Annotated in this window: 17 protein-coding genes and 2 pseudogenes; 11 read left to right on the top strand and 8 right to left on the bottom strand. The window is 68.4% G+C overall.

The features are described from left to right. Window positions 1-71 precede the first annotated feature (71 nt). The 3 genes from OG884_RS12540 (at window position 72) to OG884_RS12530 (ending at window position 2668) form a co-directional block, all read left to right on the top strand. Window positions 72-629 (top strand): transposase, encoded by a 558-nt coding sequence (locus tag OG884_RS12540; RefSeq protein WP_326645234.1) that lies wholly within the window; start codon window positions 72-74, stop codon window positions 627-629. Window positions 630-1044: 415 nt separating this feature from the next. Continuing rightward, window positions 1045-1443 carry a YciI family protein gene (locus OG884_RS12535; protein WP_326645232.1) on the top strand — a complete coding sequence of 133 codons (399 nt, stop codon included), beginning with the start codon at window positions 1045-1047 and terminating at the stop codon, window positions 1441-1443. Next, complete coding sequence (locus OG884_RS12530; RefSeq protein ID WP_326645230.1) at window positions 1430-2668, top strand: RNA polymerase sigma factor; 1239 nt, start codon at window positions 1430-1432, stop codon at window positions 2666-2668. The genes OG884_RS12535 and OG884_RS12530 overlap by 14 nt, the downstream gene beginning before the upstream one ends. Before the next feature lie 104 nt (window positions 2669-2772). Here the strand turns inward: OG884_RS12530 and OG884_RS12525 are convergent, their stop codons facing one another. The 4 genes and pseudogenes from OG884_RS12525 to OG884_RS12505 all read right to left on the bottom strand — a co-directional run bounded on the left by OG884_RS12525 (window position 2773) and on the right by OG884_RS12505 (window position 5893). Further along, a complete protein-coding gene (locus OG884_RS12525) occupies window positions 2773-3339 on the bottom strand; it encodes a dihydrofolate reductase family protein (protein ID WP_326645229.1) in 567 nt (188 codons plus the stop codon). 278 nt (window positions 3340-3617) lie between these two features. Continuing rightward, window positions 3618-3836, bottom strand: a pseudogene (locus tag OG884_RS12515) (cytochrome P450); the annotation flags it as partial. 58 nt (window positions 3837-3894) lie between these two features. After that, window positions 3895-5316, bottom strand: a pseudogene (locus tag OG884_RS12510) (oligopeptide/dipeptide ABC transporter ATP-binding protein); the annotation flags it as partial. Between the two features lie 199 nt (window positions 5317-5515). Then, window positions 5516-5893, bottom strand: coding sequence for a hypothetical protein (locus OG884_RS12505; RefSeq protein ID WP_326645227.1), 378 nt, complete (start codon window positions 5891-5893; stop codon window positions 5516-5518). A 763-nt stretch (window positions 5894-6656) separates the two neighbouring features. Here OG884_RS12505 and ltrA point away from each other — a divergent pair. Next, window positions 6657-8036, top strand: coding sequence for a group II intron reverse transcriptase/maturase (gene ltrA, locus OG884_RS12500; protein ID WP_326636118.1), 1380 nt, complete (start codon window positions 6657-6659; stop codon window positions 8034-8036). Between the two features lie 269 nt (window positions 8037-8305). Here the strand turns inward: ltrA and OG884_RS12495 are convergent, their stop codons facing one another. After that, entirely contained in the window at window positions 8306-8548 is a 243-nt protein-coding gene (locus OG884_RS12495) for a hypothetical protein (protein ID WP_326645226.1), read from the bottom strand. 1316 nt (window positions 8549-9864) lie between these two features. Continuing rightward, on the bottom strand, window positions 9865-10056 hold the full coding sequence (locus OG884_RS12490) for a hypothetical protein (protein ID WP_326645224.1): 192 nt from the start codon (window positions 10054-10056) through the stop codon (window positions 9865-9867). Window positions 10057-10086: 30 nt separating this feature from the next. Between OG884_RS12490 and OG884_RS12485 the strand changes: the two genes are divergently transcribed. Then, a complete protein-coding gene (locus OG884_RS12485) occupies window positions 10087-10683 on the top strand; it encodes a hypothetical protein (RefSeq protein ID WP_326645222.1) in 597 nt (198 codons plus the stop codon). A 73-nt stretch (window positions 10684-10756) separates the two neighbouring features. Here OG884_RS12485 and OG884_RS12480 read toward each other — a convergent pair whose 3' ends face one another. After that, window positions 10757-11536 (bottom strand): CAP domain-containing protein, encoded by a 780-nt coding sequence (locus OG884_RS12480; protein ID WP_326645220.1) that lies wholly within the window; start codon window positions 11534-11536, stop codon window positions 10757-10759. A gap of 257 nt (window positions 11537-11793) precedes the next feature. Here OG884_RS12480 and OG884_RS12475 point away from each other — a divergent pair, with 257 nt between their 5' ends. From OG884_RS12475 to OG884_RS12455, 5 genes are all read left to right on the top strand, one after another. Continuing rightward, window positions 11794-12420: a transcriptional regulator gene (locus tag OG884_RS12475; RefSeq protein WP_326645218.1), complete on the top strand. Its 627-nt coding sequence runs from the start codon at window positions 11794-11796 to the stop codon at window positions 12418-12420. 341 nt (window positions 12421-12761) lie between these two features. Continuing rightward, complete coding sequence (locus OG884_RS12470) at window positions 12762-13250, top strand: GNAT family N-acetyltransferase (RefSeq protein WP_326645216.1); 489 nt, start codon at window positions 12762-12764, stop codon at window positions 13248-13250. A gap of 442 nt (window positions 13251-13692) precedes the next feature. Continuing rightward, entirely contained in the window at window positions 13693-14280 is a 588-nt protein-coding gene (locus OG884_RS12465; protein ID WP_326645213.1) for an ArsR/SmtB family transcription factor, read from the top strand. Further along, window positions 14277-15029 (top strand): SRPBCC family protein, encoded by a 753-nt coding sequence (locus tag OG884_RS12460; RefSeq protein ID WP_326645211.1) that lies wholly within the window; start codon window positions 14277-14279, stop codon window positions 15027-15029. The genes OG884_RS12465 and OG884_RS12460 overlap by 4 nt, the downstream gene beginning before the upstream one ends. A 25-nt stretch (window positions 15030-15054) precedes the next feature. Continuing rightward, a complete protein-coding gene (locus OG884_RS12455; protein WP_326645210.1) occupies window positions 15055-15651 on the top strand; it encodes a dihydrofolate reductase family protein in 597 nt (198 codons plus the stop codon). Window positions 15652-15792: 141 nt separating this feature from the next. Here OG884_RS12455 and OG884_RS12450 read toward each other — a convergent pair whose 3' ends face one another. Next, complete coding sequence (locus OG884_RS12450) at window positions 15793-16296, bottom strand: Lrp/AsnC family transcriptional regulator (protein ID WP_326645208.1); 504 nt, start codon at window positions 16294-16296, stop codon at window positions 15793-15795. A 135-nt stretch (window positions 16297-16431) separates the two neighbouring features. Here OG884_RS12450 and OG884_RS12445 point away from each other — a divergent pair, with 135 nt between their 5' ends. Next, window positions 16432-19920: an indolepyruvate ferredoxin oxidoreductase family protein gene (locus tag OG884_RS12445; protein WP_326645206.1), complete on the top strand. Its 3489-nt coding sequence runs from the start codon at window positions 16432-16434 to the stop codon at window positions 19918-19920. Window positions 19921-20083: the final 163 nt, after the last annotated feature.

Here is a 20083-nt window from a genome sequence, read left to right as displayed (position 1 = left end):
TTACCGCGCTCATCCTAGAGGCCCGGCGCACGCAGCGGAACACCGACGAACTGCTTAGCGCGCCGGCGCCGATGTTCACCCGGGTTGAGCCGCGCCTGCAGGCCGCCAAGTACATCCGGGCCGTCATGTCCGACCTGCCCAAACGCAATGGCTGGACGATCGCCGAGTGGGCCGGGGACCGTTCTCCGGCCGCCACTCGGCGACTGCTGAACCGGGCCCGCTGGGACACCGCCGACGCGATGAGCGTGGTGCGCCGCTTCGCCGTCGCCCATCTGGACACCGCAGCCCGGCCGGGTAGCCTGACCGTCGGTGCCCTGGACGAGTCCGGGCAGGAGAAAAAGGGCACCGCCACCTCGGGCGTCAAGCGTCAGCACATGGGCTGCGCGGGCGGCGTGGACAACGGCGTCAACACCGTCTATCTGGCCTACATCCGGGGTGGGAGCGGGCACGCGCTGATCGGCGCGCGGCAGTGGATCCCGGCCGAGCAGATCGCCGACCCGGTCAAGACGATCACCACCGGATTACCGCTGGACCTGGCCTTCGCCACCAAGGGCGAACTGGCCATCGGCCTGCTGGGTCGCCATTTGCGAACTGACACTCCAATTGCTGTGGACGAGCCGTTGGCCTGACAGAGGTTTCATTGGCTTGTAGGGTGCGGAAACTCAGCCGCCGAGGTTGACCGGGGGGTTCGTGGCTCGAGCATGATGAGGTCTCGGGCATCCTGCTGACGGTGTCGTGGTCCTCCCACTACCTCATCCTCGGGCGTGCCTTTCAACTCCTGGTTCTACTGGGTCGCGAAGTGATCGGGCCAAGATGGCCGAGATCGTGGGGCTTCGCCGTCAGGTCGCCGTGCTGCGCCGTCAGGTCGCCGTGCTGCGCCGTCAGGTGAACCCGTCCCCTCCAGCCAGGGAGAGGCGAGGGCTCTGCCTCACCCGGTGTTGGCAGTCAGTCGTGTTTCGGAGATCCTGCCTGACTGCGGCGATGTTCAGGCACGGACCATGCTGAGCAACAGCCTCCTCCGTACCCCGGGCAGAATGCAGGGGGATGCGGCCCGATATCGAGGAGAAGGACGGCACGGTGAAGTACCTGATGCTGATCTACGGCAACGAGGACATCTGGAACGCTCTGGCGCCGGAGGATATGGCGAGCCTGATCGCCGAGGTCGATGGGTTCAACGAGGCGTTGCGCGAGTCGGGAGAGCTTCTTGAGTCAGAGGGGCTGATGCCCCGGCCGCGATCGGTTCAATGGACCGCCGGTGACGCGGTCGTCACCGACGGCCCGTATATCGAGGCGAAGGAGTTCGTCGGCTCCTACTTCGTGGTCGAGGTCGACGACGAGCAGCGGGCGCTGGAGATCGCACGGGCCTATCCGGGGCTGCCGCGCGGCGGTGGCCTGGAGGCGTGGCCGCTGATGGGGCGTGGCTGGGCGAGTGCCGAGGTCTGACGAGCCGGTCGAGGAACTGCTGAGGTCGCTGGCGTCCCGGGTGCTTGGTTCGCTCGTGCGCCGGTACGGGGACTTCGCCCGTTGCGAGGACGCGGTGCAGGAGGCGCTGATCGCCGCGGCGGACGCCTGGCCGCGTGACGGTGTCCCGGACCACCCGCTGGGCTGGCTCAACAAGGTCGCGGTGAATCGGTACATCGATCGGGTTCGGGCCGACAGTGCCCGGGAGCGTCGGGAGCGGGCCGCTCTCGACGCCATGCCGCGCGACGCGCTGGTCGCACCACCGCCGGATGCCGAGGTGGTCCGTGACGACCTGCTGGAACTGCTGTTCCTGTGCTGTCACCCGGCGTTGACCGCCTCGTCGCAGCTGGCGCTCACGCTGCGGGCGGTCGCCGGACTGACCACCGGCGAGATAGCGGCATCCTTCCTGGTGCCCGAGAAGACGATGGGACAGCGCATCTCACGGGCCAAGCAGCGCCTGCGGGAAGCCGGGGCGCGGTTCGAGCTGCCCCCGGACCCTGAGCACGGACCTCGGCTACAGGTCGTGCTGCACGTGCTGTACCTGATGTTCAACGAGGGCTACAGCGCCAGCACCGGCTCGGATCTGCGCCGGCCCCTGCTCACCGGACAGGCCCTGCATCTGGTGCGCCGGCTGTATGCGCGGCTCCCCGAATCCGGGGAGACCGCGGGCCTGCTGGCGTTGATGCTGCTGACCGAGGCCCGAGGCGCGGCGCGTACCGGCCCCGACGGCGTGCTCGTGCCGCTGGCGGAGCAGGACCGGTCCCGCTGGGACACCGCGGCCATCGCGGAGGGAACCGACATCATCACCCGTACGTTGGCGACCCGCACGCTCGGCCCGTACCAGGTTCAGGCCGCCATCGCGGCGGTACACGACGAGGCGCCATCGGCCGAGGCCACCGACTGGCGGCAGATCCTGGCGCTGTACGAGATCCTGGAGCGACTGCACCCCAACCCCGTCGCCACCCTCAACCGGGCGGTCGCGCTGGCGATGGTGCGCGGGCCGCGCGCCGGATTGGCGCTGTTGGACGAGCTGGAATCCGGGGTGCTCGCCGGCCATCATCGACTGCTGGCCGTCCGCGCCCACCTGCTCGACCAGGCCGGGGAGGCTGCTGCCGCAGCCTTGGCGTACCGGGAGGCCGCACGTCTGGCCGGCAGCCGGCCTGAGCAGCGCTTCCTCCTCCAGCGCGCCGCCCGCTGCGCGAGCTGAACCGGGAGGAGTCCGGAGGCTGCCTGGTCATGGTCGACGCCGTGGCGCCGCACCACGCGGTGTTCGTCGCGGCGATGTGCCGGGTCTACTTGGAACACCGGGGTTCAGCCCTGCGCGGTGGTGCGCCGGTGGCGGAGCAGGACGATCTCGGAGTCGAACGTCCGCGTTTCGGTGAGTTCGAGGTCGGCCCGGTGGTCCTGTTGGAAGACCGGCTTGCCGCCGCCCAGGATCACGGGGTGGACGAAGATCTGGTACTCGTCGATCACGCTGTGCCGGGTGAGGTGCGAGGCCAGCACCGACCCGCCGAACAGCAGCAGGGTCGCGCCGGACTCCTTGAGCGCGGTCAGTTCCCCGGCGACGTTCTCGCTGATCACGCGGGTGTTCCAGTCGGCCTTCTCCAGCGTCCGGGAGACCACGACCTTCGGTGCCGCGCGCCAGATCGGGGCGAAGGCCAGGTCGTGCTCATGCTCGGAGTGCTGCTCGGCCTTGGGCCAGTAGCCCGACATCATGTCCCAGACCACGCGCCCGTAGAGGAACACCTTGTCGCCGGAGCTCAGCTCCTGCGCGTAGGCGGACAGTTCCGGACCCATCCGCGGCCAGTCGAACTCGCCGTTCGGGCCCTCGATGAAGCCGTCGAGGGACTGGTGCACGAAGTGGATGAGCTTGCCCATGATGGTGTCCTGTCGTACAGATCTCTCGCGCCTCGGGCGCGCTGTCACCTGGGAGACGGAGCCGACGCCTGGTCTCCTACATCCGGCGCCGGGATTCTTTGAAAATTTTTCTGGACATTCTCGGGCCGTTGACCGACCCGCGGGCACACGGGGGAACTCGGCGGACGCCTTCCACGTCGTCGTCCCGTCGCTGCCGGGCTTCGCGTTCTCCGGGCCGACGCGGGAGACCGGCTGGGGGATCACCCGCGCCGCTCTGCTCAGCCGGTACTACGAGCGGTTCACCGACCACGCGGTGTCCGTGCCTGGTCCCAGGTGACCTCGAGCCGGTGCACGCCATAGATGTTCATGTTGTGGCGCAACGGAACGTCCTCGGCCGGGACGGCCAGGCGGAGGGTCGGGAACCGGCAGAACAGCGCGGGCAGCGCGACCCGCATCTCGACTCGGGCCAGCTGCTGGCCGAGGCACTGGTGGATGCCATGGCCGAAGGCCAGGTGCCCGTGCCCCCCCGGAGAGCTCGTGGGGGTAGCGCTCCATGACGTCGGCGGGCAAGCCCACGTCCTGTAGCAACTCGCGAGCACGAGCGGTCCGCTGGGCGCGCCTGCCGACGCCCTGGATCGCCAGGGGTTCACGCAGGATCGTGCCGATGCGCATCCGGGGGTCGAGGGAGGCGTTAGAGTCCTGGAACATCATCTGCAGCTGAGTACGGCGCGGCCCGGGTGCGCGTGCGCTCATCCGGGTGACCGGCTCGCCATCGAAGATCACCTCACCGGAGGTGGGCCGGTCCAGGGCCACGAGCATCCTGCCCAGGGAGGACTTGCCGCAGCCCGACTCTCCGACGAGCCCGAACGTCTCGCCGGCCGCCACCTCGAAACTCACGCCGGAAACCGCCTTCACGGTACGGCGCCCGCCGAAGAGACCCGCACCACCCGCCGGGTACTCGCGCCTCAGGTCGACGACGCGCAACCGTGGCGCCGCTCCTCGCTCGGGGAGGATCGCCGGCGGGGTGGCGCACCGCGCGCGGACCCCGGCCGTTGGACCGGAGGCCGGATGCCGGCACGCATGGGCATGGCCGTCCTCCTCCTCCACCACCACCGACGGTGCCGACTGCTTCTCGCGGCACCGATCCGTCGCGGCGTCACAGCGCGGTGCGAAGGGGCAGCCGACGTGAGCCACGGTCAGGTCCGGCGGCGCGCCCGGGATGCTGAAGAGCTCCTCGCGCCGGTCATGGGTGAGCGAAGGGATCGAGGACAGCAGCGCGTGCGTATAGCGATGCCGCGTCCGGCTGAAAAGCACGGGTGTCGGCCCGGTCTCGGCGACGCGCTCGCCGTACATCACCCCCACGCGGTCGGCATGCCGGGCGATCACCCCCATGTCGTGCGTGATGAGGATCATCGACATGCCCAGCCGGGACTTGAGGTCATCGAGGAGGTCGAGGATCTCCGCCTGGATCGTGACGTCGAGCGCCGTGGTCGGCTCGTCGGCGACGACGACCCGTGGCTCGCGTACCAGCGCCATCGCGATCATCACGCGTTGCCGCATGCCACCCGAGAGCTGGTGCGGATAGTCGTCCAGCCGCTCGGCCGGCCGCGGCAGCCCGACCAGGGCGAGCATCTCCTCGGCGCGCCCGCGCGCGGCTCGCTTCGACGCGCCATGGTGCAGACGCACCGGTTCGGCGACCTGCTCACCGATCCGTCGAGTCGGGTTCAACGCCGTCATCGAGTCCTGGAACACCATCGCGATGTCGTTGCCGCGAATGGCCCGGTACCGCGCTGCGGGAAGCCCGACGAGTTCCTCGCCGCCCAGGTCGATCGATCCGCTGGTCACCCGGCCTCCGGCCGGCAGCATGCCCATGATCGCGAGACCGGTCATGGACTTGCCGGACCCGGTCTCACTGGAACTACTGAATCTGAAAGCTCGGCGTGACGCGCGATCATGCCGATGACCTGCAGCGATAGATAGCCTTCGTGTAACGTCCACCTTTGATCGTCAGTACTTGGTGACTGCGATACCCATGCGGGGGACTGTAGCGGCGACAGCCCGGTCACCGCGAGGCTTTTTCAGCGGCAGGGCCAGGGCGGTCGGGTCCAGGAAGGTGCCCCGAGGCACTTCGCCGTAGTGCGGGTGGCGAATGAGTGACCGGGCTTCACCGCGCCTTGCTTGAACTCCTCGCCATGCCTCACCGGAACTTTGTGTCAACCGCCTTGTCCAAGCGATCCAATATTTGAGAAAGAAACAAATTCAATGCCTCACCGGATGCCTCGTCGGTGACGGCGGTCAGGCCCCAGCCGTTTGAGATCGTGTATACCACCCGTCCCTCACCGTTGACGAATCCTGAGTCGGGTTTGAAGTTGTACGTGTATGAGAGTGAAGCGTTACCCAAGGGTGCGTGAGAATACCGGGTGAACGTCCAGCTCCCCTCGGTTTCGGAATCTCCGAGGAATGTACCCCGTTCGGTGCAGGACTCTTTCGGCTCATGGAGCGAGTCCTGAGCCTGCTGGACGTCGGACGGCGTGATACGGCCAAATGTGACAACCACCACGGTGTTATTCTCCATGGTGAACTTCGCCTCGATATACTGATGATCAAAGGTCGACGTTACGCAGAATGCGCCTATCGCTGCAGGTCAGAGGCATGATCGCATGTCACGTCGAGCTTTCAGGTTCAGTGCGGTGGGGCGATGTCGACGGCGTTCGTATCCAGACTCGGCAGGCAGTCGTACTGAGGCGATCATGTGCGCCCAGTAGAACTGGAGGTGAAGCCGTGACATAGCGGCTGATCTGCATGTTCGTAAGCTCGTCGTCGCTTGCCGGTGAAAGTCCGGTCCGGGTAGCTGCCAGGAGGCCCGGTAGCAGGCTGGCGGCTTCGTCTGGAAACGGGCGGGGTCGAAGCCCAGCGTCAAAAGCCCTTAAGGGGGAGCGACGATGCGGTCCGTAGCATGACGCGAAGCCTGCGGCGTCGTTACTCAGCCGTCTTCGGACGGGACAAGGGAGAGCCGAGCCCCTCGTGATCGGGGTGAAGGCCATGGAAGCGGCGAAGAGCCTGGAAATTGCAGCCGCGAAGAACTCCCCGGCGTATGGGGCGCGGAACGTATCGATAGTGACGGCGGGAACTGGGGAGGCCCTCCCCGGCCCGGTGACCTGCGGAAGGTGTTACCGGAGCGTGGCGTCCTATAACCGGTCAACGCCGGGAAGTGGATTGCTGGCCGGGTGGGCGTCGGAGGCGGCCGTAGTACTGCTTGAGCCGACCGGACAACATAACCGGCGGTGAGGGAAGGGCCGCTACTTCGTCGATGCATATTGAGGTGGAGGAGGGGCTCGGTGAGTGCCGTTTTGGCTATTCCCGCCGCCGTGGGGCCGCGTGTTCCGCGTGATCCGGTCCGCGCCTTGCAGCATGTGCTCTACCGGGCGGCCAAGGCCGATCCCGGACGTCGGTTCCACGCGCTCATGGACAAGGTCTATCGCAGAGACGTTCTGGAGCGCGGGTGGGTCATGGTGCGCAGCAACAACGGCGCACCGGGCATCGACGCGACCACGCTGGCCGACATCGAGGAGTACGGGATCGTCCGGCTTCTTGAGGAGTTGGCCGCGGAACTTCGGCAGGGCCGGTATCGGCCATTGCCCGCGCGCCGGGTGATGATCCCCAAGCCTGGGCTGAAGGACGAGTACCGGCCGTTGTCGATTCCCGCTGTTCGGGATCGGATCGTGCAGGCCGCTGTGAAGATCGTGTTCGAACCGGTCTTCGAGGCGGACATGGCTGATTGCTCATTCGGGTTTCGCCCGAAGCGCTCAGCACACGATGCTCTGCAAGTGCTCATTGAGGAGCAGGCGCGGGGCCGCCGGTGGGTGGTCGAGACGGACATCGCCAACTGCTTTTCGGCGATTCCGCACGATGAGTTGATGCGTGCGATCGAGGAACGCGTCTGCGATCAGTCGCTCCTGAAGCTCCTGCGGGTGATTCTGCGCGCCGGGGTGATGGAGGACGGACAGATCCGGCGAGAGGTCACCGGCACGCCACAAGGCGGCGTGGTTTCACCCGTCCTCTGTAACGTCTACCTGCACCGATTGGATCGGGCGTGGGACGAGGCGGACGGCGTGCTGGCCCGCTATGCCGACGACGCGATCGTGATGTGCTGGTCCCGCGGTCAAGCCGAGCGGGCCCTGGCCCGCCTGACGGAGCTGCTGGCGGCACTCGGTTTGGAGCCGAAGGCCGCCAAGACCCGCATCGTGCACCTGGAGGTCGGTGGGGAAGGCCTGGACTTCCTGGGCTTTCACCACCGGCTGGTGCGCTCACGCGGGTTCAACGGGAAACGGCCGTTCGTTTTCCTCGCTCGCTGGCCCTCAGACAGGGCGATGCAACACGCCCGCGACCGGATCCGTGACCTCACGGACGGCCGCAGGCTGCTGCTTCGCACCGAAGCGATCACCAAGGAGGTCAACCTGTTCCTGCGGGGATGGGCTGGCTATTTCCGGTACGGGCATTCTGCCCGGCGCTTTAGCAAGATCAGAGAGTTCGCCTGGATGCGCCTGGCGCTGTTCCTCAGCCGAAAACACCGGCGCAGCCGGAGCTACGGCCGGGGCGTGCTGAAACGCTCGCTCAGCGATCTCGGCTTGATCAGCCTGTATGGAATCGTCGTCGCGCCCAGGGCGGGCAAGCCCTGGCGGGAAAGGCCGAATGCCGGCGGTGAACGACGTCGGTGAGCCGTGTGCGGGAGAACCGCATGCACGGATCGAGGTGGCGGGGGTTGGAAACGGAGCGAAGAACCTGGTCACGGCCACTGGGGTGGCACACCCGTCCGGGAAACCGACGGAAGGAAGGCCCCAGGCCCTCCCGCCAGGAGAAGCCACCGCGCCAGCCCCCGACCCTACAAATATTGAGATTTTCCGGAGGTCCAGGTGGTCCGCCTGCCACTCCAGCAGGGCCGACGCGCCTTCCGATCTTCTCAAAAGTCCCAGAACTTATGATCGGCTCAGTAGAAGTTCACGCGGCCGAAACCGTCAATCCAATTTTCGGTCGACGTTCCCGACAGTCCGGTGACGTCCCCCGGTCCGGGGAGCAGCCGGAACAGTTCGGCTTCCGAGTGTATGTTGACGCGCGGGCCGCTCTCCACGATTTTCGGCGTCGTCTCGCGCAACAGGTACTGCGACAGGGTAAAGGCGATCAGTCCCGAAAGCGCAAGTATGGCCACGCGGAGGCCGGTGCTCACCTTCACGTTGCAACAGTCAGCGTGGTGGCCAGGATGAAACGAGGGCCGGAAAGTAATTTCTCAACCAGGCTTTTCGGCAGAGGGTCGTCGGGCGAAGTGTTCTGGCCATCCACGGTTTGAGCGTCCCGGCGGGTTTGTTGCATATTTGGGCGAGCAGCACTCTTCTTCTTTGATCTCGGCATGGGCTGCGGTCGCGTCCGCGCAGGTGGTGTACGAGTGTTTGAGATCGGTACCCGCATCGCGCCTGGCTGATCGCCGCTGAAAAGCGCGGCGTCGTCCGTGGGGAAAAGCGCGGCGAGGGTGGTGGAGTGGTTCAGAGCCGCTTGTTGGTGTCGCGTCGTGCGGGGCCGAAGATCAAAAGCGCAGCGAGGGCGGTGGAGTGGTGTGGGGCCGCTCACCGGTGTCGCGTCGTGCGGGGTGGGGGCGGGCATCGGCCGGGTGTGGGTGACAGAGGGCGGGCCGGTGGAGCTCCGGAAGGGGGCAAAGCGGGTCATGGCGGGCGTGGAGGCGGGGCCGTGGTGGTGACGATCGGGGATTTTCCATGATCTGGGTGAGTTGGCACGCTGGGGGCGTGCGGATTCACCCAGATCAAGGAAGTCGCCACTCCCACCCCCTCGGGTGGGCCGCCTTTCGTGGTGGAAGGCCCGATTCGTCCCCGCACCCGGCCGGGGGCGACCTCTGACCGGACGCCCCGCGGACCTTCGTACCTCGCACGGCGAGAGCCCCGCACGGCGAGAGCCCCGCACGGCGAGAGCCCCGCACGGCGAGAGCCCCGCACGGCGAGAGCCCCGCGCGAGGCGGCGGCGAGGAGCGGCCCCGAATCCTGCCGCACCGCGGCGGACCCGTACCGATGAGCGGTCTGGGGCCACTCCACGGTCCTCGGCGCGCTTTTGACCTTCGACCCCGCACGACGCGACACCGACGAGCGGCCCTGAACCACTCCACCACCCTCGCCGCGCTTTTCCCCACGGACGACACCGCGCTTTTCCACTGTGACCGGCTTACCGGACTCGGATGCTCGTACACCACATCCGTGGACGCGACCTGGGCTGCTCTCGCTAGAGGGGCCTGTGAATGGAGTCTCTAGTGTGTCCCTGCCACGACATCGCTGAAAGTATCGCCTGCATTACAGCCGGGGAGCTGTGGCCCTGTCCAGACGTTGGCCGCTGACCATGAAAGGCTGGGGTCACCACGGCTCGAACGTCAGGCCGGTCTCGGGGATGAACAGGCCACTCCGCGCGGTGTGCAGCGGTTATTCGTCACCGCGGGCCAAGGGCCGGTGCCTTCTCACGGGGATCAGCGTGAGGAGGCAGCTATACAGGTCAGGTCACCCTTACGGCCGGAGCTGTGAAGGTGTTGCAGGCGCAGGGAGACCGGGTTTCGAAACCACGCCTCTGCCAGTAGAGCCGGTTCTTGGTCGTGCCGTTGCCCGCGATGCTGCTTTCGATGCGGTGCCGGTCGATGAGGAACGTCTCAATCGTCGCCGCCCGTTCAATCCCGTCGTTCTGAATCACACATGGGACGGTACCGCGACACTTGTGGACATGGTCATCGTCGAAGTCGTCCTGGAGACCCACGAGGCGGTCGGCTTCACCGCCTGGCCGATCGCCGAGCCGACCGGCGATTGGTTTCTCGTACTCTCCGACCGGATGTCCCCGGCCGAAGTCGGGACTGCGATGGCCGTCATCCTCAGCTACAACGGGCTCTCGGTCGAACCGGTCACCAAGCTGACCGGTACTTGGCTGGAACAGCACCTCGCCGACGCGGAGGCCCTGATCGCTCCAGGTGGACTGCGCTTCCGTGACACCACCACGAACGCCCAGGTCGAGCCCGGTTGCTGCTTCGGCCTGGAGAACTGGCGTGACTGGCTGGACGTGATCGACGGTCAGGAACTCCGGCTCGGACACGACCCGGCAGCACGCCTTGAACACGGTGGCCGGTTCATCCGACTCACCCAAGAAGGTCGGCAGACCGTCGAGATCAGTATCAACGAGCTCCTCGGTCTGCTCGCCTCGGCGCAACAGCAGCTCAGCGGATTCCTTGAGCTTGCCCGGCGGTGGACCACCGGTGCCGCTCCCCAGCTGACCGTCCCGCTCATCGCGGCCCTGGACGAGCACCTGAAGATCAACACGAGCATCTGAAGATCAACGAAACACCCGATCGTGGTCGGCGTACAGGCAGTCGGGTCGCTTGCGAGGTCTAAGGACAACGGCGTCAGCCGCAGCGCCCGAACATCTGCACGTAGGTCGCGGCCGGGGTGATGGACCCGGCAGCCGGATCCGCGCTTCCCCAGGCTGCCGTGGTGTACAGCTCGGTGAAAGCCGGGTTGAGGATGGTGTCGCGGTGTGGCTTGCTGTTCATCCACCAGGTGACGGCCGCCCGCGGCGTGACAGCAGAGGACCCCCACCCTGCGTAGGTGTTCTCACCGATGGAGAACGAGGTGCAGCGGCGACCGTAGCCCACCGCCTGGGCACGGCTCAGCGGGGTCGAGCCGGTCTGCGGGTTGACGTGTGGGTCGCACTGGCCGGGGTTGCCCTGCACGGGGCGGCAGTTCTTACCCGGTTCCGCCTTTCCCCACCAGCGCAGTCTGACGGCGTCCGCGGCGTGCCTGGCCGCGGCTGTGCCGAGTGTGGGCGCCCCCTTCTTGCCCAGCGAGAGGTATTTCTTCAGCGGTTTCAGGCCGGTTCGTTCGGCGTTGACGAGACACCGAACCGCTGTCTCGATGGTGGTCGCCTGCGCCCTGAAGTCGAAACGTCCCCGGCTGGTGTCGGGGAACGCGGACTGGGGCCGGTAGACGAGGTCGATGTTCGCGCAGGTTCCGGCGCCTTTCAACGGCGCGGACGCGGCGGCTGCCGGCTGTGCCAGCGAGACGGCGCCGGTCAGGCTCAGCAGGAGGGCGCCGGTCACGGCGACAGCCGCCTGCCGGCGACGTGACACAGGGCTGTCGGGCACGAGTCGCTGTTGTTTGCGGGAGGGGTGCAGGAGGCTGCTCACGGGGGACTCCTCGGCGTCGGTGTCCTTCAGTGATAAGCCGGGAACCTTACAAATGCCTTGCGATGTCCTTGAAGACCCTTAGGTCCATTTTCGTCACCTCGGCTGGGTGTTCAGCACCGTGTGCGCCGCGATAAGGCGGTCTGCCTCGTGGCCCGAGTCGCGATCCGAGTCGCCGCCCGAGACCTCGTCGGCCCATTCGAGTTCCTCGATCTCCGCCGAAAGCGGATGAATCCAGGCCGTCGCTGTAGCATATCGACGTGCCGAGCCTGTCCTATTCGACCAGCGTTGACCTGTTGGTGCTCCACACGCTTCGCTGCATCGGGTCCGCCGGCCTCGCCCGCGTGTCCGAGGCGGCGGGGCTTCCCGAGCCCGATGTCGAATCCGAACTGATCGATCTCGCGGTGGCCGGCCTGGTCACCTATGTTCCGGGTGACTTCGGTGGGTGGGGTCTTACCAAGGCCGGCCGCGTCGAGGATGCCGAGCGGATCTCCGCCGAGCTGGACGCGGCGGGCACCCGAGCCACGGTGGCCGAGGCGTACGACGGCTTTCTCGTGCTCAATCCGGAGCTGCTTGATCTCTGCACGGCCTGGCAGTTGCGATCCGTCGACGGCGTCGTGATACCGAACGACCACACTGACCCCGCCTACGACTCCCGGGTCCTGGACCGGCTCGCGCACCTCGACCGGCGCGCCGATGTCGTCTGCGCGCAGCTGTACGCGGCGATGCTCCGGTTCCAGCGATATCGGGTCCGGCTCACCGACGCACTCACCCGTGCCAGGTCCGGTGAGCTGGACTACGTGACGGACAGCCTCGCGTCCTACCACAGCGTGTGGTTCCAGCTTCACGAAGACCTGCTCGTCACCCTGGGCATCCCGCGACACTGAACCGCCTTTACCGAATATCCCAGCTCACGAAGCCTGTCGACATCGCGCCGTACCGTTGGGGTTCCAGATGCGGCGCGCCCTCGCACCTCCGCGCCGATCGACACCACCCACATCGACGACTCCTGGGCGACGGCGCCCTGTCATGTGCGCGCCCGCGCCGTACTGCTGTCGAGGAGGGCGAAGCGCTGGGCGAAGGCGGACCGCTCATCGCGTTGCCGGTCCGGTTCGGTGGCGGTGGGGTTCACAACGTCAAGGCAAGGTGAGGACGCGCCGAGCAATCGCGGCGTCGTACGTGGCGAAAAGCGCTGGTGGGCCTGCGGCCCCGCTGGCACCATGTGCGGGTGCTGATCAGAGAAGCGACCACGGAGGACTGGCCCGCCATCTGGCCGTTCTTCCATGAGATCGTCGCCGCCGGCGAGACCTTTACCTACCCGACCGACCTCGGCAGGGACGTCGGGCGCGACTGGTGGCTGCTGCCGCCGCCGAACCGTACGGTCGTCGCCGTCGACGACGTGGGAAAGATCCTGGGTACGGCGAAGATGAACAACAACCAGGCAGGCAACGGCTCGCATGTCGCGAGCGCCAGCTACATGGTCGATCCGCTGCGTTCCGGGCGAGGCGTGGGGCGGGCGCTGTGTGAGTACACGGTGGAGTGGGCGCGAGCGGCGGGCTTTCGCGCGATGCAGTTCAACGCGGTCGTGGAGACCAACGTGCACGCGGTGAACCTGTACAGGTCGCTCGGCTTCGAGGTGCTGGGCACGGTGCCGGAGGGTTTTCTGCACCCGGCGAAGGGCTATGTCGGGTTGCACATCATGCACCGCGCGCTCTGAGGTGTTCGGGTCGCCGAGAGGAATCGCGCCGCTGGACGACCCGATCCGCGCCCGCACCCACCCCGACGGTCAGCGGTCGGCGCCGACTCCTGCGGGCTCGCCCGGCCCCGAGCCAGGGGAGACCGGCATACCGGCACATCCGGGAACACCGGCGCACCGGCACACCCGGGAACACCGGCGTACCGGCACATCCGGGAACACCGGCGTACCGGCACATCCGGCGCACCGGCACACCCGGGAACACCGGCGTACCGGCACATCCGGCGCACCGGCACACCCGGGAACACCGGCGTACCGGCACATCCGGCGCACCGGCACACCCGGGAACACCGGCGTACCGGCACACCCGGGCACACCGGCGCACCCGGGAAGGCCGGCACACCGGCGCACCGGCAAACAAGACTGTCTTGACAAGAAAATTTGTCGGTCATAGCCTGTGGTCATGCAGGAAATCGCCGTGATCGAGGATCCGGCCGCCGCCGAGGTCTCGCTGGACCCCATCCGGGCCCGGCTGCTGGCCGAGCTGAGCGAGCCCGGCTCCGCGACCATGCTGGCCGCCAAGGTCGGCCTGCCCCGACAGAAGGTCAACTACCACCTGAAGACGCTTGAGGCGCACGGGCTCGTCGAGATGATCGAGGAACGCCGCAAGGGCAACGTCAACGAGCGCATCATGCGCGCGACCGCGGCCTCCTACGTGATCTCCCCGACCGCGCTGGCGTTGGTCGAGCCCGACCCGGCCCGTTCCCCCGACCAGCTGTCGGCGAGTTGGCTGCTGGCCGTCGCGGCCCGGCTGGTCCGCGACGTCGGAGCGCTCATCACCGGCGCCGCCAAGGTGCGCAAACGCGTCGCGACCTTCGCGATCGACGGCGAGGTGCGCTTCGCCTCGGCCGCCGACCGGGCCGCGTTCACCCAGGAGCTCACCGGGGCCGTCACGGCCCTGGTGTCCAAGTACCACGACGAGTCCGCCGAGCACGGCCGCGACCACCGGATCGTCGTCGCCGTCCACCCGAGCATGAAGGAAACCCGATGACGCACCCGTTCGAGCTGAACCAGGAGATCGAGCTCAGCGCCACGCCCGAGCAGGTCTGGGACGCGATCGCGACCGGTCCGGGCGTCGACTCCTGGTTCATGGGACGCACCGAGCTGGGCACCGCCGAGGGCGGCCCGGCGAACCTGACCATGCTGGGCCACACCGAGCAGGCCACGATCACCGCTTACGAGCCGGGCACTCGCCTCGCGACCCGCAGCGCGGAGGCCCCCGACGGCCAGTTCATGGCGTTCGAGTACCTCATCGAGGGGCGCGGCGGCGGCACGACCGTGCTGCGGGTCGTGCAGAGCGGCATGCTCGGCGATGACTGGGAGACCGAGTTCGAGGCGATGAAGGCCGGCTGGCCCATCTACCAGGAGACCCTCAGGGCGTACCTCACGTACTTCACCGGCCGCACCCCGGCGGTCACCACGGTCTTCCGGCCCGGAGCGGGCAGCCCGGACGCCGTCTGGAAGACCGTCACCCAGGCGCTGGGCGTCACCCCGGAGGTCGGCGAGGGCGACGACGTCCGACTCCCGGACGGCTCCGCCGGGGTCGTCTACTACGCGAACCTGCCCGTCAACCTGGGCGTCCGGACGGACGAGGGCCTGTACCGGTTCATCCACTCCGGTACGGACCGAGGCGACATCCTCGTGCTCGGCCACCAGAACTTCGCGGGCCGCGACGAGCAGGCCTCGTGGGAGGCATGGATGGCCGAGAGCTTCGGCATCAGTGGCACCAAAACTCAATAACACACCCACCAAAGGAGCGAGTCCCATGCGTATCGTGATCACTGAGTTCATGAGCTTGGACGGCGTCGTGCAGGCGCCGGGCGGATCCGACGAGGACACCGACGGCGGCTTCGCCCACGGCGGCTGGTCGCACCCGTTCTTCGATGATGAAGTGGTGGGTGGCGCCTTCGACGACGCGATGGCCAAGGCCGAGGCGCTGCTGTTCGGGCGCCGCACCTGGCAGACGATGGCCGCGGCGTGGCCCGAGCGGGCCGGCGACCCGTTCGCCGACCAGATGAACTCCATCCCGAAGTACGTCGTGTCCGAGACGCTGGGCGACGACGAGCTGACGTGGAACAACACCACGCGCATCTCCGGCGGCGAGGCCGTCGCCCACATCCGGAAGCTGCACGAGACCGACGGCGGCGACCTGGTGGCCATGGGGAGCCCCACGCTCGTGCGCACCCTGCTGCGCGAGGGCCTGGTCGACGAGCTCCGGCTCATGATCATGCCGGTGATCCTCGGCGGCGGCAAGACGATCTTCCCCGACGACGGTGGGCTGCGCACGCTCGAACTGGCCTCCACGGTCATCAGCGACGCGGGCGTGCACGTGTGCACCTACCGGCCGGTCGCCGAGGGGTAGGTCGCACCGTAGGCAGGTCCGGCGCGACGCTTCTACCAGGAGATGTTCGGCTGGTCGGTGAACGTCCTGGACGAGACCTACGCGCTGGTGGGCGGGGAGGCCGGGCAGAGCTGAATCCAGGGTGAACGGGTCGGGGTCGATTCAGCGGCGCTGCTCGCCGCTGCGGCCGCGGCCCCGGTCGCTGGTCAGGGTCGCGAGCAGCGGGCCGAGGCGGTACTCCACCGGGGTCGTCAGGGCGATCTCGGTGGTCGACCGTACGACGCCGCGGAGTGTCAGGACCTCCTGGATCAGCGACTGCAGCTCGGCGTGGCTGCGGCAGGCCACCCGGACCATGAGGTCGCTGGTGCCGGTGGTGATGCAGACCTCAAGGACCTGGCTCAGCCGCCCGAGCGCGTCGGTGACCTCGCCCAGGGTGCCCTGGGCGAGCTGCAGGTGCAGGAACGCGGTCACCGGCAGGCCGAGGCGTTCCAGATCGACGCGGGCGCTGAAGCCCGTCAGCACCCCCGACTCGACGAGCCGCTGGTACCGGGCCTGGACCGTGTTCCGTGCGACCCCCAGCCGGGCCGCGAGCTCGCTGGTCCCGGCCCGGGGGTCTTCGGACAGGGCGGTCAGAAGCTCCGCGTCGAGCCGGTCAATGCTGGTCACTGTGCTCACCTGTCATCGCTTGTCGTGGGTACTAGCTGAGCATCGCGCTCAACATTCCTGCAGAACCTTGACGTGCTAGCCAATCTAACCCCAAATTTACCGACATATACGTCAGTTCTGGTGAAGGGGGCACACATGACCCAGACCGCCGATCCTGTGGCCGGGGCGGGTGCCCGCATCGACCTCGCCGATCGCTACCGGCCGGGTTCCGGCCCGGTGCTGCTGACGGGTGTCCAGGCCGTCGGCCGGTTGATCGTCGAGCAGCGTGAGCGCGACGAGCGGGCCGGTCTGCGCACCGCCACGTTCGTGTCGGGATACCAGGGCAGCCCGCTGGCCGGGCTGGACAAGACGCTCGCCGGTCTGAGGTCCGATGACCTGCGCCTGCTTCCCGGTCTCAACGAGGAGCTCGGAGCCACGGCCGTCTGGGGCAGCCAGAGCGCACTGCCCGGCGGGCAGCGGACCCACGACGGTGTCGTGGGTCTCTGGTACGGCAAGGGGCCCGGCGTCGACAGGTCGGGCGACGCGATCCGGCACGCGTCCACGTACGGCGTCGACCCGCGCGGCGGGGTGCTGGCCCTCGCGGGTGACGATCCCGGCTCCTCCTCGTCCACGCTGCCGTGTGTCAGCGAGCGCGCCCTGGCCGCGATGGGGCTGCCCGTGCTCTACCCGCGCGACGCCGAGGAAATGATCGCCCTCGGGCTGTACGGCATCGCCCTGTCCAGGGCGTCGGGCTGCTGGGTCGGCGTCAAGGTCGTCACCACGGTGGCCGACGGGCTTTTCACGGTCGACCGCGACTTCGCCGACATGCACATAGAGGTTCCCCGGATCGAGTGGGAGGGGCGGCCGTGGACCTACCGGCAGCGCACCATGCTCTCCCCGACCGACAGCCTGCTCGCCGAGGCCGACCTGTTCGGTCCCCGATGGGCGACGGTCGAGGCGTTCGGAGCCGCCAACCCGCTGGACGTCGTCGAGGTCGACCCCGCCGACGCCTGGCTCGGGATCGCGGCGCCCGGCACGACGTACGACGCGGTACGGCAGGCCCTGCTCGACCTGGGCCTCGACCAGCGGGATCTTGAGCGGGCCGGGATCCGGCTGATGCGGATCGGGATGCCCTACCCGCTCGGGGCCGGCACCCTGCGGCGGTTCGCGCGCGGGCTCCGCCAGATCCTGGTCGTGGAGGAGAAGACCTCCTTCGTCGAGAGCCAGGTGCGCGACCTGCTGTACGGCTCGGCCGACGCTCCGGCGGTGCTGGGAAAGCGGGACGCGGACGGCAGGACGCTGGTACCCGCCGGGGGACTGCTGAACGCCGACCGGCTGACCGGGCCGCTGCGCGGGCTGCTCGCCGGCCGGGTCGAGCTCGCCCCGCCGCCGAGGGCACCCCGGATGACACTCAGCCTGACACCGGTGGCGAGCCGCACTCCGTACTTCTGCAGCGGCTGCCCGCACAACCGGTCGACGGTGCTTCCCGAAGGGTCGCTGGGAGCGGGCGGCATCGGGTGCCACACCATGGTGACGATCGCCGACCGGGAGAGCGCGCGGGTCACCTCGTTGACGCAGATGGGCGGCGAGGGGACGCAGTGGCTGGGACAGTCGCAGTTCACCGACGTGCCGCACATCTTCCAGAACGTCGGCGACGGCACGTTCTTCCACTCCGGCCAGCTGGCGCTGCAGGCGTGCGTGGCGGCCGGGGTGAACATCACCTACAAGATCCTCTACAACCAGGTCGTCGCGATGACCGGTGCTCAGGACCCCCAGGGTGCCCTGAGCGTTCCGGCACTGACGCGCAAGCTACACGCCGAGGGCGTGGCCAGGATCATCGTCTGCTCCGAGACACCCCGCGGCTACGGCAGGCGAGCCCGGTTCGCGCCGGGAACTCTCGTCTGGCACCGTGACCGGCTCGACGAGGCGCAGCGACTGCTCCGCGACGTGCCGGGCGTCACCGTGCTCGTCTACGACCAGCAGTGCGCGGCCGAGGCCAGGCGGCTGAGGAAGCGCGGCCGGCTCGCCGAGCGGACGGAGCGGGTCGTCATCAACGAGAGCGTCTGCGAGGGATGCGGCGACTGCGGGGTGAAGAGCAACTGCCTGTCGGTGCAGCCCGTCGAGACCGAGCTCGGCCGCAAGACCCGGATCGACCAGACCTCCTGCAACACCGACTACACCTGCCTGCAGGGAGACTGCCCGTCGTTCGTCACCGTACGGGTCGACCCCTCCCGCAAGCCCGTGTCCGGGTCGCGACCCGAGCCCCCTTCGGTGGCGGATCCGGTCATTCCCGTGGCGAGCCCGACGTATGACGTGTTCCTGGCCGGGATCGGCGGCACGGGCATCGTGACGGTCAACGCGGTCCTGGCCACCGCCGCCCTGCACGACGGCCTGCGCAGCGTCGGCCTCGACCAGACCGGCCTGTCGCAGAAGGCGGGACCGGTGACGTCACATCTGCGGATCTCGGTCGACGGCGGTGAACCGGCCAACCGGATCAGCACCGCCGGTGCCGACACGGTGCTGGCGTTCGACCTGCTCGTGGGCACCGACGCCAAGAACCTGGTCCTGGCCGCCCCGGACCGCACCGTCGCGATCGCCTCGACGAGCCGGACGCCGACGGGGGAGATGGTGTACGACGCCGGACTCACCTATCCGGATGCCGAGCCGATGCTCGCGCGCCTGCGGAACACGACCTCCAGCCTGCACGAGCTGGACGCGCTCGGTGCCGCCGAAGCGCTGTTCGGCTCCACGGACGTGGCGAACCTGCTGGTCGTGGGGGCCGCGTTCCAGGCCGGTGCGCTGCCGCTGACCGCGCGGGCCATCGAGCGGGCGATAGCGCTCAACGGGGTGAAGGCCGACCTCAACACCGACGCCTTCCGCTGGGGCCGGGTCGGCGTCGCCGACCCGGCCGCGTTCGCCAGGGCCATCTCGGGTGACGGGGTACGGCCGGCCGCTGCCGGTGGTGGCCCAGACGGCTCGGAGTTCCTGGCCGGCCGGTCGATGGAGGGCGAGACCGCCCGGCTGGCGGGCCTGCGGGCCGTGGAGCTGCGGGCGCACTCCGGCGCGGACCTGGCCCGGCGCTACGTCGACCTTGTCGAGACCGCCTGGACCGCGGAGCGGGCCGTGGGTGAGGCGACGGCCTTCAGCGAGGCGGTGGCCCGTGGCGTGCACCGGCTCTGGGCGTACAAGGACGAGTACGAGGTGGCCCGCCTGCTCACCGCCCCTGCCGCCGACCCCGTCGCCGGGCAGGTTCCGGGGGCCACGAAGGTCACCTACAACCTGCACCCGCCGATGCTGCGATCGATGGGGGTCAGTGGGAAACTCAAGCTGGGTCCCTGGTTCCGGCCGGTACTGCGCGGGCTCGCCAAGGGGCGCGTGCTGAGGGGGACGCCGCTGGACCCGTTCGGGTTCGCGCACGTCCGCCGGCTTGAGCGCGCACTGGCGGCCGACTACCGGGACATGGTCGCCGAGCTGGCCCGGACGCTCGACGCGGCCGGCTACGACCGCGCGGTGCAGGCCGCCGGGGCCGCGGAACTGGTACGCGGCTACGAGGGGGTCAAGCTGGCGAACGTCGAGCGCTACCGCGAGCGCCGCGGCGAGCTCGGCGTCCCGCTCGGCAATGAGGTGCTGAGGCTCCTTCGCTGACCACGATGTCGCGGAGGAGCAGGTGACCGGAGTCCGCGTCGCTGCCGTCGCTGCCGTCGCTGCCGTCGCGGTGGTCACGGTCGCGACGGCAGCGGAGGGCGGTCCATGCAGGCGTGGCATCGGTTGAGATGTGGCCGACGTTCCCGGCTGATCCAGGGATATC

It is taken from the genome of Streptosporangium sp. NBC_01755 (assembly GCF_035917995.1).
Taxonomy (GTDB): Bacteria; Actinomycetota; Actinomycetes; order Streptosporangiales; family Streptosporangiaceae; genus Streptosporangium.
Note: the sequence above shows the minus strand (reverse complement) of the source record. Positions and strands in the feature narration are given on the sequence as shown.